The following is a 13,037-nucleotide window of genomic DNA, read 5'->3' on the forward strand; positions in this document are numbered from 1 at the left end:
TCAATTCCCATTCATACCTTTGATCTTTTCCAAAATACCTAGAGCCTGCCACGACAAAGGAACAAGATGAGGAGTCCGCATCTTCGAACTACGTTGAGAATGCTTAACACCTTCCAACAGTTCACGCTCACCAGGAATCGTCCACATGGCCGTTTCAAAATCAACTTCTGATCAGCGGGCAAAACGCAGCTCGCTTGAACGGATGAAAATCAATAAAGTGAGTTCAACCGCCAGTCGAGTTAACGGTCTGCCAGAATAGTGATCAATGCGGTGAAGTAATTCAGGAATGCGGTTAAGTTCTAGCGCAGTACGATGCTGTCTTTTCGCCGTAGCAACCTCACCAGCGATCTCTTGAGCAGGGTTATAGTCGATTAACCCATTCTGAACGGCAAAGCGCATAACCGCAGTGGTACGCTGCTGTAAACGGGCGGCGACTTCAAGATGCCCGGATTACTCCACCGCTCTGATGGGGACAAGCAGATCCCGCGTCTTCAGTTCTGCAATGTTCCGCTTTCCTCTCTTAGTGTGAGATTGGTCTGTGTGCCCTGATTTTTTTCGACGCTTCTCATAACTTAGCCCGTACTCTTTTAGCATAGCGGCAACCCCTTACCGAATATGCTGAGACTCAGGGTATTTTTGTAGCCGTGGGCTTCCATATATGCCAGATAGGAATGATACAGATACAGGCGCGGCTGACGCGGTATGATGTTGGCATTACCTATATACATACCTTCAGGCTCCGGCAGTGCCTCCAGATAGCCACCAAAATCAAGCGTCGGGTCAGCATCGCGCTTGATGCTCAGAACCTCATCGGAGTTCTACTGCGACTGGAGCAGGGCGCGGGCGCTCATCGGGTCGCTGAACTGCTGCATTAACTGGCGCACAATGACAGCCAGCTCACGGGCGATTTTATCCCTCAACTGCGGGTCGCGCTCCTCCGGGGCTATCTGCTCCGGGAAGTGGATAATCACCCGGCGACGTGACACACCGCCGCTGCGGTCGGTGAAGCACATCGGGTTATTGTTCACGGCCAGAATCACCGCCGGAATATGCGTCGAGTACGGGTTCTGGTATTTCGGGTACACGGAGACTGCGTCGCCGCCGGTGATGGCCTTGAGTCCGGCACCGTCACCGCTCCATTTCTCCTGGTAAGGCAGACGTATCAGCGAGAAGCCAATCAGGGAGGAGGGAGGCACGTTTACGGGGGTCTTCCAGCGTGTTGATGTCCGCCGACGTGGCGTTATCCTCTCCGGCCAGCATCGTGGCGATTTCAGACAGAATACTTTTCCCGCTGCCGCCGGGGCCGGTGACTTCGAGAAAGAGCGGCCAGTCATAGCGGTTCGCCAGCACCATAAACAGCGCGGCCAGAATCACGTCGCGTTTTGTCGGGTTGCCACTGGCCGCCCGGTCGAGCCAGCACCAGAAGTTCGGCACACGGGTCTCCAGCGTTTCACCCTCCACCGGCGGGGTGAAATCCACGTCATACAGGGTGCGCAGCCAAGACGATTTGCTGTGCGGGCTGAATATCCCGCTTTGGGTGTGTCGAGTACCCCGTTGCGAAAACCAATCAGACGGCGTGCCGGAGTATCCTGCTGCGGAATTATCAGTTTCAGGGTCTCCACCACCGAAGCAATTCTCCCCGATGAGAACGGGGCGCGAAGACGCTGGAACAGCCCGGCTACGTCGCGGGCAAAATCGGAGGGCGGTATCACCTTCCAGATGCCGTTTTCATAGCGGGACAGAAGCTGGCCGTTGGCGTCCACGGCCATCCAGCCCCCGGCAGAGAAAACGCCGCCTGTCGCGGAGCCGGTTCCCCCCTGGCCCCCCGTAAAGTGCAGGGCTGCTACAGCTCGCCATACCGCCATTAATCAGGGGAAAACTGACCATGCCCCCCTTACGCTACAGCAGGCCTTTGAGGCCTGTCAGAATAACAAAACCGCCAGGCTGAACCGTAGAGCCGAACCGGCGGCCGCAGAGCAGAAATACCGGGAACAGGTGCTGGCCGGGGATGACCGTATCCCGGCAAGATTGCAGGTACTGCGCGACATTATCGATGTCAAAAAATGGGAGATAAATCAGGCCGCTGGGCGCTATATCCGCTCCCATGAAGCGGTACAGCGCATCAGTATCCGCAACCGGCTGAATGACTTTATGCTGGCGCACGGTGCTGAACTGGAGGTCACGCTTGCCCCAGAGCTGATGGGACTCAGCCAGCAGCCCGCACTCCTGACCGGCCATGCGCTTGACCGTTCGGCGCATTACCTGTGGGAAGCGCTGTCCGTGTGGCTGAGTACCGGTGAAGAAATTAATTATGCCGCAGAAGACAGCGATATTTTAACGGCCATCGGGTTCAGGCCTGACGCGGCTTCGCGGGTGGATAATCAGGAAAAATACACCCCCGCACAGAGCCTGATTTATGCCCGCCGGCGCGCGGAGCTGGCAAGTAAGTAGCTCCGCAAAAAATCCCCGAAAATACCGCTATTTTTCCCGAATTAAGCCATGCATCCACAGGGTGCATGGTTTTGCATGCGCTTTCCCGTCCCGTCACTCCCTTCGCAGCCCTGTCCCGGCGCGGCCTGAGCCCCCCGATGCACCCGCATGAAAACCGACCCACGAAGCGTGCAGGCGAGGCGGGGAAAGCACTGCGCGCCAGCGGTAAAGTATTTATTTAATGATATTTAATTTGGCGGCCTGAGCGCGTCGCTGCGCTGCGCGGGTTCACGGGAGTGTCGGTGGGTGGTGCTGTGCTGTTCGGGGGCGTGGTGAGCCTCTGAGGCGGTCAGGTGAGGGGTAAGAAAAAACCACCCGGGGACGGCGGAAATCAGTCATTTCGGGGTTCATTGTATCGCTTCTGAGTCTGCTATATCCCTGACGTATTCTTGCCTGTGGAAGCCTGAGCGCCTCGCCATACACCTGCATGAAAACCGCCCCACAAAGCAGACGGCGAGGTGGGAAAAGCACTGCGCGTATAGTATCAATTAAAGTTTCTTTCATATTTAAGTACATATTTATGTGAAACATTTCTAAAGTGTGGAGGAAATTTTGATAGCAGATTTATCTCTATAATTTTGAGGATGGGCAATAGAAAATCCCTAAAGAACAAATACAGCTTGCAAACTGGTTCGATCTGCTTGATAAATAGTTTGATAAACGAAAAATTGAAATTGTAGAAAACTTTTTAGGGCTCAAAAAGGAGATCGTCAATGTTAGTTTACGTTAATAATTTCAACTTAGTTGGAGCCAACCATTTTGATAAGGCATTTAATTCCGTTGCTGGTTGGTTGAAAAGTGTCACCGGCAAGCATTTTACTGTTGATGAACTAAGAAGTAATAGTGAGTATCAACATGAAAAATTCAAAATAAGAGTTTACACCGCAACAAAGAAAGAACCTTATCTATATTCAATACTACTCACACACAAAGATGATCATGTTCACGGCAGATATTGGAGCACAGAAATTTCAATACGCTTAGATAAATCATCTACATTTTTATCTATCCTCTTAGAGACACAGGACGTTAGCACTCGAGTCACAACCATTCCATCATCCACAAGGCCAAAGTTAGTTTCTTTTTTACTTAAAAACTCCCAACTAGACTATGATACTGTAGGTATTAAACCTAATAAAATCACAGACACTACAGAAGATTATACTGCATTTTCATATGAAGTAGATCGATTAGAAAGAAATTATCCATTAATTCTGGTTAGCAATGAACATGAAGCTAAGCCACTCATAAATCCAAAGAAACTACAAGAGCAGTTGCTTGGCTTAGCCCAAGTTGTATATACAGAAGATGAAATAGATAGTTGGGAGATGGAGAGAACACTAGGGAGAAAGTATTCAGCATGGGGCGGTGCAATTAATATAATTTTCCCACCTTATAAGAAAAACTCTTGCGCAACTCATCTCTTACTCAACAATGATATTAAATCACTATTAGAATCAAAAATTAATTTGAACCATCATATATTATCAATAATAACTCACAAAACTAATGCAATAAAAAACAAAGCTCACTTTTCGCCTGTTGACGTAAGATCCAAAAGACAAAAAGACTATCAAGCTTCTCTTAAGGAAAAGTTCAATGCATTAGAGGAAAGTAATGATTTTAAAGAACTTGCAGAGGAAGCTTTCACTCAACTTGAAGAACAATCAAATGTTATAGATAACATAAATGAAGAACATCAAAAAAAAGTATTAGCGCTTGAGGCCTTATATTTTGGTTCGTTAGAGGAACTTGATGCAGCACAACAAGAACTAAATAGCAAAGAATTTAAAATAAATGACCTTAAGGGATTGATTCAACAACTAACTAGTAATAGCAAAAGTGGTCTACAAAATGAAAATATATCTAAAGAAGAACTAGTCAATTGCTTAGCCCTAGATTTATATCCTGAACAATGCCTAAGGATAATTTCAGATTTCATACCTGAGCGAGTAACCATATTAGAAAGCGCTTATAAATCCGCCAAGGAAATGGGAAGATTTAAAAACGGAAGAGGTTTAATTTTAAAATTATGGCGATTAGGAAATGAATACCTAGATGCATTCTTAACATCAGGCGATTCAAAGGCTAAAGAGGTTTTTGGTAAATCTTATTCTGCAAAAGAGTCTGAAACCACCACAAATAACAGGAGATTATCTTCTCTTCGCAAATTTAATTACAATGGTCAAAGCATAGAAATGCAGAGACACTTAAAAATTGGTGTATCACAAAATGTTGAGCAAACCTTAAGGGTCTATTTTCACGTAGATCAAGAAGAAAAAAAAATAATCATTGGTTATTGCGGTGAGCATTTGCCAGTAAGTTCAGTTTAAATATCCACCCCCATCATAATGACTTAGATGGGGGTGTTAAATACTGTCAGTACAATCCAGTTTCTTTACAATATTTAGCATAATCAAAAGGAGTAATTAGCTTTATCCTATTTTCATCGATAAAATCAGCCCACCATTGCACCATCACTCTTCGCTCATCTAAATGCTCAGACGTATGTATATAAGCTGCACGCACATTGTTACGTTCTGAGTGACTCAACTGGCGTTCTATCGCGCCATCGCTCCATAGCCCTGACTCACCGAGCGCACCACGCGCCATCGTCCTGAACCCATGCCCGCAGACCTCGGTTTTCGTGTCATATCCCATCGCACGCAATGCGCTGTTTACTGTGTTTTCACTCATAACCTTAGTTGCGTCATGATCACCCGGAAAAAGCAGCTCTTTATCACCACTAATCAGCTTTAACTGGGATAGCAAAATCATAGCCTGCCGACTAAGCGGAACGATATGCTCCTCTTTCATCTTCATCCCACGGTACGAGTAACGCACGCCTTTAATTTCTTCTCGTTTTGCAGGTACTCGCCAGAGAAATTTATCGAAGTCGAACTCATCCCAACGCGCGAAACGTAACTCACTGGAGCGCACAAAAGTTAGTAAGGAAAGCTCGACCGCGATCCGCGTCATTACACGGCCACGATAAGCAGCAATCCGAGCAAGAAACTCAGGGAACCGGCTTGAGGGCAAAGCGGGGTAATGTCGCGCTTTAGTTGTCGATAGCGCACCGGCCATATCACTGGCTGGATTTGAGTCGATGTAATCGTTCTGCACGGCATAACGCATAATAGCCGTGACACGCTGCTGAAGACGCTGTGCGACGTCATGTTTGCCGCTGGCATCAACTTTTTTAATCGGGGCTAACAAGTGGCTGGTTTTGAGCAGGCGAATGTCGGATGAACCGATATGAGGGAAGATATAAAGCTCAAGATAGCGAAGAACGCGCGATCGATGGTCTTCACTCCAGCGCTTGTTACTGGCATGCCATTCGCGAGCAATGGTTTCGAAAGTATATGCACCCGAATTCTCGGCCTGAGCTTCTTTCTGTTCGGCTTTTGGGTCAATGCCCTGTACTAACAGCTTTTTAGCTTCGTCGCGCTTGGCTCTTGCCTGAGCAAGCGTCACGGTAGGCCAAACACCAAAAGCAAGGCGATCCTCTTTTTTGTCAGAGGGGCGTCTGTATTTCATGCGCCAGTATTTAGACCCCTTAGCCGAAACTTCGAGATACAAACCGCCGCCATCGGCCATTTTGTAGGTTTTGTCTTTGGGCTTTGCGGTCTCTACCTGCCTGGCGTTGAGCTTCATTTTGGGGGCACATTTCTAATCGAAGTTAAGATGCCCCCAATTATGCCCCCAATGACATCCGGATTTCAATGGACAACCTCGGACGACTCAGGACGTAAAAATCACTGTAAGCATTGATTTTTAAGGGATAATTGGACTTTCTCGGATGGTCTTGGAAGTACTAATGGTGCCGAAGGCCGGACTCGAACCGGCACGTATTTCTACGGTTGATTTTGAATCAACTGCGTCTACCGATTTCGCCACTTCGGCACTGAAGGGATACGGAAACGTTGTGGATTATACCTGTCGATGGCCGCCATGCAAGCAGCAGCGTGTCTCCGCCGCGCTAAGTGTCGAAAAAAACAGCGCCCGGCCTGCTCAGGACCGTCTCACGTCACATTTTCCTTCTCTCCTGCCCGACAAGTTTCCCCCGCTCGACCGTCCCTTCCCCTTCCCCTTCCCCTTCCCCTTCCCTCTTCGATTACCCCGTCTACCTGCCTCCTTCTGCCAAGCGTCGCCCCGCCCCATGCTCTACACTTTCTGTTTATCTACGCCAAACCAAGGAAATCGTGATGAGCACAATTAAAAGCTACGCCGCCAAAGAAGCGGGCGCCGATCTGTCGCTGTGGGAGTACGACGCAGGCGAACTCCTGCCGCAGGATGTCGAAGTACAGGTTGAATACTGCGGCATCTGCCACTCCGACCTGTCGATGATCGACAACGAATGGGGCATGTCGAGCTATCCGCTGGTTGCCGGCCATGAGGTGATTGGACGCGTGGCGGCGCTGGGCAGCGCGGCGCAGGATAAAGGGCTGAAGGTCGGCCAGAAGGTCGGCATCGGCTGGACGGCGCGCAGCTGCGGGCACTGCGATGCCTGCATCAGCGGCAACCAAATCAACTGCCTCGAAGGCTCGGTGCCGACCATCATCAACCGCGGCGGCTTCGCCGACAAGCTGCGCGCCGACTGGCAATGGGTGATCCCACTGCCGGAGAGTATCGATATCGAATCCGCCGGCCCGATGCTGTGCGGCGGGATCACCGTCTTTAAACCGCTGCTGATGCACCACGTCACCGCCACCAGCCGCGTGGGCGTCATTGGTATCGGCGGCCTCGGCCATATCGCCATTAAACTGCTGCGGGCGATGGGCGCGGAAGTCACCGCCTTCAGCTCCAACCCGGCGAAAGAGCAGGAAGTGCTGGCGATGGGCGCCGATCGGGTGGTCAACAGCCGCGATCCTGAAGCTTTAAAAGCGCTGGCCGGTCAGTTTGACCTGATCATTAACACCGTGGCGGTAGATCTCGAATGGCAGCCGTACTTCGAAGCGTTGGCCTACGGCGGCAACTTCCATACCGTCGGTGCGGTGATGAAGCCGCTGCAGGTCCCCGCCTTTACCCTGATTGGCGGCGACCGCAGCATCTCCGGTTCAGCCACCGGCAACCCGTCCGAGTTGCGCAAGCTGATGAAGTTTGCCGGGCGCAGCAAAGTGGCCCCCACCACCGAGCTGTTCCCGATGTCGCAGATCAACGACGCGCTGAAACACGTGCGCGAGGGTAAAGCCCGCTATCGCGTGGTGCTGAAAGCCGACTTCTAACCCCCCTCTTCGCCGGGCGGCGCGTCTGCCCGGCCTGTTCCCTCGGCCGACGTCCGCTGAAGGTTCATTAAACGGTCATCTCCCCGCCATCCCCTTGCAGTCATTCGTTCCCACAATCCGGGCTTCCATAAACGCCTGAACGAGACGTCTGCCACCATGAGAAAAATCTGGCTCCCCTGGCTGATACTGTCGCCTTCCCTGCTGTTTTTACTGCTGTTTACCTGGTTCCCGCTGGGCCGCTCGGTGTACGACAGCCTGTTCGACACCCGCATGGCCAGCGACGGCGCGCCGTTCGTCGGGCTGGATAACTTCGTCCGCCTGTTTGCCGATAACGTCTTCTGGCAGTCGCTGCTCAACAACCTGCTCTATATCCTGCTGACCGTGGTCCCCGGCGTGACGCTGGCCCTGCTGCTGGCGGTGGCGCTGAGCGAAAACCACCGTGTTAACCGCTGGCTGCGCACCGCCTTCTTCTTCCCGATGATTATCCCGATGGTCAGCGCCGCCGCGCTGTGGCTGTTTATCTTTATGCCCGGCCTCGGCCTGCTCGACCACTATCTGGCGAAGCTGTTCGGACCGATGAACAACAACTGGCTGGGACGCAGCAACAGCGCCCTGTTGGCGCTGGCGTTGATCGGCGTATGGAAGTTCGCCGGCTACTACATGCTGTTCTTCCTCGCCGGCTTGCAGAGCATCCCGGCCTCAACGCGCGAAGCGGCGATCATGGAAGGCGCCACCCGCAGCCAGGTGTTCTTTAAGGTCACCCTGCCGCTGCTGCGCCCGACCCTGAGCTTCGTCATCACCACCGCGCTGATCTACTCCATCACCCAGATTGACCACGTGGCGGTGATGACCCGCGGCGGGCCGGACAACGCCACCACCGTGCTGCTCTACTACATCCAGAATCTGGCGTGGGATACCCACGACCTCGGCAAAGCCTCCGCCGCCACCTTCCTGACCCTGGCCGGCCTGTTCGCCTTCTCGCTGCTTAACCTCAAACTGCTGGAGAAAGGAGCCCACTATGAGCGCTGAAGCCTCGCCGCTGGTTGTTCGTTCGCCGGTCGCCTCACCCCCGCTGTGGCTGCGCCTGCGTCGCTCGCAGCCGTTCACCCTCAGCGTGCTGATGTGCTGCCTGGCCCTGCTGTGGGTCAGCCCGTTTATCTGGATGCTGGCCACCGCCTTCAGCGCCACCACCTTCGGCGAGGATATGGCCTCGCTGCTGCCGCGCCTGCCGCTGACGCTGGATAACTTCCGCGACGCCTGGGCCAGCGCCGACTGGCTAAGCCTGTACGCCAATACCCTGATCTTCACCTTCGGCACCTTCTTCGTGCAGCTGTTGACCATCACCACCGCCGGCTACGTCTTCGCCTGCCACCAGTTCCGCGGCAAGCAGACCCTGTTCCTGCTGTTCCTCGTCCAGCTGATGATCATGCCGGTGGTGATGATGGTGCCGAACATGCTGACCCTGAAGACCTTCGGCCTGCTCAACACCCTCACCGGGGTGATGATGCCCTACTTCACCTCGGCATTCGGCGTGTTCCTGATGCGCCAGGCGTTCCTCGCCATCCCCAAAGAGCTGGAAGAAGCCGCCCTGATGGAGGGCTGCCGCTGGTGGCAGGTGCTGTTCCGCGTGCTGCTGCCGATGTCCTGGCCGTCGGTGCTGGCCTTCGCCACCGTCAGCATTACCTACCACTGGAACGAGTATCTGTGGCCGCTGATGATGCTCAACGATCCCGATAAGCAGGTGCTGACCGTGGGGCTGGTCTCCTTCGCCATGGGCGCCGAATCCGGCGGCCAGTGGGGCACCATCGGCGCCGGGACGCTGATGGTCTGCCTGCCGCTGATGCTGGCGTTCATCCTTTTCCAGAAACAGTTCCTGCGAAGCTTCGGCTTCTCCGGGATCAAATAAGGAGTTATCTATGCTGTTAGCCCAGATTTCCGATACCCATTTCCGCAGCCACGGGCAGAAACTGTACGGCTTTATCGACGTCAACGCCGCCAACGCCGACGTGGTCTCCCAGCTCAATGCCCTGACGGAGCGCCCGGACGCGGTGGTGGTCAGCGGCGATATCGTCAACTGCGGCCGCCCGCAGGAGTACGAGGTTGCCCGGCAGATCCTCGGCAGCCTGAACTATCCGCTGTATCTGATCCCCGGCAACCACGACGATAAAGAACTGTTTCTCGAATACCTGCACCCGCTGTGCCCGCAGCTCGGCAGCGACCCGCAGAACATGCATTACGCGGTGGACGACTTCGCCACCCGCCTGCTGTTTATCGACTCCAGCCGCGCCGGCACCTCCAGCGGCTGGCTGACGGATGAGACCATTAAATGGCTGGAAGCCCAGCTGTTCGACGGCGGCGACAAGCCGGCGACGGTGTTTATGCACCACCCGCCGCTGCCGCTGGGCAACGCCCAGATGGACCCCATCGCCTGCGAAAACGGCCATCGCCTGCTGGCGCTGGTGGAGCGCTTCCCTTCCCTGACGCGCATCTTCTGCGGCCATAACCACAGCCTGACCCTGACCCAGTATCGCCAGGCGATCGTCTCCACCGTGCCGGGCACCGTCCATCAGGTGCCCTATTTCCACGAGGACCGCCGCCCGTACTACGACCTGTCACCGGCGTCGTGCCTGATGCACCGCCAGGTCGGCGAGCAGTGGGTCAGCTACCAGCACGCGCTGAGCCACCACGCCGGGCCGTGGCTGTATGACGAAAACATCAGTTGCCCAACGGAAGAGCGCTAATCCTCATGCTTAGTTTGCAAAACATCAGTAAGCGTTTTGACGGTAAACCGGCCCTCGACGCTCTCTCCCTCGATATTCACGAAGGCGAGTTTGTGGTGCTGGTCGGCCCCTCCGGCTGCGGCAAAAGCACCCTGCTGCGCCTGCTCGCCGGACTGGAGCCGGTGAGCGAGGGGGAAATCTGGCTGCACGACCAGAACATCACCGCCCTGTCGCCGCGCGAGCGCAACTTCGCGATGATCTTCCAGAACTACGCCCTGTTCCCGCACCTGTCGGTGCAGGACAACATCACCTTCGGCATGAAGGTGCGCAAAGAAGATAAGGCCAGCTGGCAGCCGCGGGTCGATAAAGTGGCGCAGATGCTGCAGCTGGAAACGCTGCTGGACCGCAAGCCGGCGAAGCTCTCCGGCGGCCAGCGCCAGCGGGTGGCGATGGCCCGCGCCATCGTGCGCAACCCGCGGCTGTTCCTGATGGACGAGCCGCTCTCCAACCTCGACGCGCGCCTGCGCAGTGAAGTGCGCGACAGCATTATGGATCTCCACCAGCAGCTGAAAACCAGCACCGTCTACGTCACCCATGACCAGACCGAGGCGATGTCGATGGCCGACCGCATCGTGGTGATGAACGGCGGCCACGTCCAGCAGGTCGGGCGGCCGGAGTACCTCTACGCCCATCCGGCCAACCTGTTCGTCGCCGGGTTTATCGGCTCGCCGGCGATGAACCTGCTGTCGCTGCCCTGCGCCGACGGCGAGATACGGCTCGGCGACCTGCGCCATCCGCTGCCGTCGCGCTATCGCGACGAGCCCCGGGTCTGGTTCGGCATTCGTCCGGAACATATCAGCGATCGCGTGGAGGAGGGGCACCTGCGCCTCTCCGCCACCGTGCTGCAACGAGAACTGATGGGAGCCGATTATCTGCTCCACGTCAGCACCCCCATCGGCACCCTGCGCTTTAGCCGCCGCCATCGCGGCGCGGTGCCGGAGAAAGGCGACACGCTGACCCTCGGCTTTTCGCCCGGGGATATTCATCTTTTTCATGCTGAGCAACAGCACAATTTACTCCAGGAGATTGACCATGCTTAAAACCCTGACAGCCGTCGGGCTTTCGCTTGCCCTCTGCGGCACGGCGCTGGCGAAAGAGAAGATCGATTTCATGTTTCCGGCGCCGGTAGACGGCAAGCTGACCATGGAGATGACCCGCGTCATCAAAGCCTTTAACGATTCGCAGCAGGATGTCGAAGTGCGCGGGATCTTCACCGGCAACTACGACACCACCAAGATCAAAGCCGAATCGGCGCAGAAGGCCGGGCAGCCGCCTGCATTGGTGATCATGTCCGCCAACTTCACCACCGACCTGGCGCTAAAGGATGAGATCCTGCCGATGGACGAGCTGTTCCGCTATGGCGATCAAAAAGCGGGAGACTTCCTGGTCAACGAGTTCTGGCCGGCGATGCACAAGAACGCCCAGGTGATGGGCACCACCTACGCGATCCCGTTCCATAACTCGACGCCGATCCTCTACTACAACAAAACGATGTTCGAGCAGGCCGGGATCACACAGCCGCCGCAGACCTGGGCCGAACTGCTGGCGGATGCCAAAAAGCTGACCGACGAGAGCAAAGGTCAGTGGGGGATCATGCTGCCGTCGACCAACGACGACTACGGCGGCTGGATCTTCTCGGCGCTGGTACGCGCCAACGGCGGAAAATACTTTAACGAAGACTATCCCGGCGAGGTCTACTACAACGCACCGACCACCATCGGGGCGCTGCGCTTCTGGCAGGATCTGATCTACAAAGACAAAGTGATGCCCTCCGGCGTGCTCAACTCGAAGCAGATCAGCGCCAGCTTCTTCTCCGGTAAGGTGGGGATGGCGATGCTCAGCACCGGCGCGTTGGGCTTTGTGCGCGAGAACAGCAAAGATTTTGAGCTCGGAGTGGCGATGCTGCCGGCGAAAGAGCAGCGCGCGGTACCGATCGGCGGCGCCAGCCTGGTGAGCTTTAAAGGTATCAACGACGCGCAGAAGAAAGCGGCCTATCAGTTCCTGACGTATCTGGTGAGCCCGCAGGTCAACGGCGCATGGAGCCGCTTCACCGGCTACTTCTCACCGCGCAAAGCCGCCTACGATACGCCGGAGATGAAGGCCTATCTGCAGCAGGATCCGCGCGCGGCGATTGCTCTGGAGCAGCTGAAGTACGCCCATCCGTGGTACTCCACCTGGGAGACCGTCGCCGTGCGTAAAGCGATGGAGAACCAACTGGCGGCGGTGGTTAACGACGCCAAAGTGACGCCGGAAGCGGCGGTGCAGACAGCGCAGAAAGAGGCCGACGCGCTGATGAAACCCTACGTCGACAAAACCGCCCTTGCTGAGGTGAAGTAAGCTCCCTTGTCGCTCCGGCGCCTCTCCCCGGTGGCGCTATGCTTACCGGGGCTACTGACCAGCGCCGTATCGTCGCCCGGGCAAGGGGGTTGCCCCGCCGCCCGGGAACCTCCCCGCTGGCGCTGCGCTTACCGGACTACTGACCGGCGCCGTACCGTCGCCCGGGCAAGGGGTTTGCCCCGCCGCCCGGGAACCTCCCCGCTGG

Annotated in this window: 9 protein-coding genes, 1 tRNA gene and 3 pseudogenes; 9 read left to right on the forward strand and 4 right to left on the reverse strand. The window is 55.3% G+C overall.

Annotated elements, in window-relative coordinates; translation table 11 throughout:
- Window positions 1-3: 3 nt before the first annotated feature.
- Both GRPL_RS26420 and GRPL_RS28095 read right to left on the reverse strand, forming a co-directional pair.
- A pseudogene (locus GRPL_RS26420) lies at window positions 4-516 on the reverse strand (tyrosine-type recombinase/integrase); the annotation flags it as partial.
- Window positions 492-1,778, reverse strand: a pseudogene (locus tag GRPL_RS28095) (DNA primase family protein); the annotation flags it as partial. The pseudogenes GRPL_RS28095 and GRPL_RS26420, both read right to left, overlap by 25 nt.
- Between GRPL_RS28095 and GRPL_RS28185 the strand changes: the two are divergent.
- The 3 genes and pseudogenes from GRPL_RS28185 to GRPL_RS23595 form a co-directional block, all read left to right on the forward strand.
- Window positions 1,768-1,868: pseudogene (locus tag GRPL_RS28185) on the forward strand (hypothetical protein); the annotation flags it as partial. The pseudogenes GRPL_RS28095 and GRPL_RS28185 sit on opposite strands and share 11 nt — an antisense overlap.
- On the forward strand, window positions 1,864-2,451 hold the full coding sequence (locus tag GRPL_RS23600) for a phage polarity suppression protein (RefSeq protein WP_032698291.1): 588 nt from the start codon (window positions 1,864-1,866) through the stop codon (window positions 2,449-2,451). The pseudogene GRPL_RS28185 and the gene GRPL_RS23600, both read left to right, overlap by 5 nt.
- Before the next feature lie 752 nt (window positions 2,452-3,203).
- The gene (locus GRPL_RS23595; protein ID WP_032698281.1) at window positions 3,204-4,823 is read left to right on the forward strand and encodes a hypothetical protein; all 1,620 of its coding nucleotides are present in this window, start codon (window positions 3,204-3,206) and stop codon (window positions 4,821-4,823) included.
- Window positions 4,824-4,869: 46 nt separating this feature from the next.
- Here the strand turns inward: GRPL_RS23595 and GRPL_RS23590 are convergent, their stop codons facing one another.
- Both GRPL_RS23590 and GRPL_RS23585 read right to left on the reverse strand, forming a co-directional pair.
- On the reverse strand, window positions 4,870-6,144 hold the full coding sequence (locus GRPL_RS23590; RefSeq protein WP_032698282.1) for a tyrosine-type recombinase/integrase: 1,275 nt from the start codon (window positions 6,142-6,144) through the stop codon (window positions 4,870-4,872).
- A gap of 164 nt (window positions 6,145-6,308) precedes the next feature.
- Window positions 6,309-6,393 (reverse strand) — tRNA-Leu (locus GRPL_RS23585).
- A gap of 302 nt (window positions 6,394-6,695) precedes the next feature.
- Here GRPL_RS23585 and ahr point away from each other — a divergent pair.
- The 6 genes from ahr to GRPL_RS23555 all read left to right on the forward strand — a co-directional run bounded on the left by ahr (window position 6,696) and on the right by GRPL_RS23555 (window position 12,832).
- On the forward strand, window positions 6,696-7,715 hold the full coding sequence (ahr, locus tag GRPL_RS23580; protein ID WP_032698284.1) for an NADPH-dependent aldehyde reductase Ahr: 1,020 nt from the start codon (window positions 6,696-6,698) through the stop codon (window positions 7,713-7,715).
- Between the two features lie 156 nt (window positions 7,716-7,871).
- Complete coding sequence (locus tag GRPL_RS23575; RefSeq protein WP_032698285.1) at window positions 7,872-8,744, forward strand: carbohydrate ABC transporter permease; 873 nt, start codon at window positions 7,872-7,874, stop codon at window positions 8,742-8,744.
- A complete protein-coding gene (locus GRPL_RS23570) occupies window positions 8,734-9,621 on the forward strand; it encodes a carbohydrate ABC transporter permease (RefSeq protein WP_032698286.1) in 888 nt (295 codons plus the stop codon). The genes GRPL_RS23575 and GRPL_RS23570 overlap by 11 nt, the downstream gene beginning before the upstream one ends.
- Window positions 9,622-9,631: 10 nt before the next feature.
- Window positions 9,632-10,456 carry a phosphodiesterase gene (locus GRPL_RS23565; RefSeq protein WP_032698288.1) on the forward strand — a complete coding sequence of 275 codons (825 nt, stop codon included), beginning with the start codon at window positions 9,632-9,634 and terminating at the stop codon, window positions 10,454-10,456.
- A 5-nt stretch (window positions 10,457-10,461) separates the two neighbouring features.
- Complete coding sequence (locus GRPL_RS23560) at window positions 10,462-11,535, forward strand: ABC transporter ATP-binding protein (RefSeq protein ID WP_032698289.1); 1,074 nt, start codon at window positions 10,462-10,464, stop codon at window positions 11,533-11,535.
- The gene (locus GRPL_RS23555) at window positions 11,528-12,832 is read left to right on the forward strand and encodes an ABC transporter substrate-binding protein (protein WP_032698290.1); all 1,305 of its coding nucleotides are present in this window, start codon (window positions 11,528-11,530) and stop codon (window positions 12,830-12,832) included. The genes GRPL_RS23560 and GRPL_RS23555 overlap by 8 nt, the downstream gene beginning before the upstream one ends.
- Window positions 12,833-13,037: the final 205 nt, after the last annotated feature.

The organism is Klebsiella planticola ATCC 33531 (genome assembly GCF_000735435.1).
In the GTDB taxonomy this organism is placed as follows: domain Bacteria; phylum Pseudomonadota; class Gammaproteobacteria; order Enterobacterales; family Enterobacteriaceae; genus Klebsiella; species Klebsiella planticola.

Bases quoted from the DNA above. Each gene is read 5' to 3' on its own strand.
- GRPL_RS23595 (WP_032698281.1), top strand. From the start codon at position 3,204: ATGTTAGTTTACGTTAATAATTTCAACTTAGTTGGAGCCAACCATTTT.
- GRPL_RS23590 (WP_032698282.1), bottom strand. From the start codon at position 6,144: ATGAAGCTCAACGCCAGGCAGGTAGAGACCGCAAAGCCCAAAGACAAA.
- ahr (WP_032698284.1), top strand. From the start codon at position 6,696: ATGAGCACAATTAAAAGCTACGCCGCCAAAGAAGCGGGCGCCGATCTG.
- GRPL_RS23575 (WP_032698285.1), top strand. From the start codon at position 7,872: ATGAGAAAAATCTGGCTCCCCTGGCTGATACTGTCGCCTTCCCTGCTG.
- GRPL_RS23570 (WP_032698286.1), top strand. From the start codon at position 8,734: ATGAGCGCTGAAGCCTCGCCGCTGGTTGTTCGTTCGCCGGTCGCCTCA.
- GRPL_RS23565 (WP_032698288.1), top strand. From the start codon at position 9,632: ATGCTGTTAGCCCAGATTTCCGATACCCATTTCCGCAGCCACGGGCAG.
- GRPL_RS23560 (WP_032698289.1), top strand. From the start codon at position 10,462: ATGCTTAGTTTGCAAAACATCAGTAAGCGTTTTGACGGTAAACCGGCC.
- GRPL_RS23555 (WP_032698290.1), top strand. From the start codon at position 11,528: ATGCTTAAAACCCTGACAGCCGTCGGGCTTTCGCTTGCCCTCTGCGGC.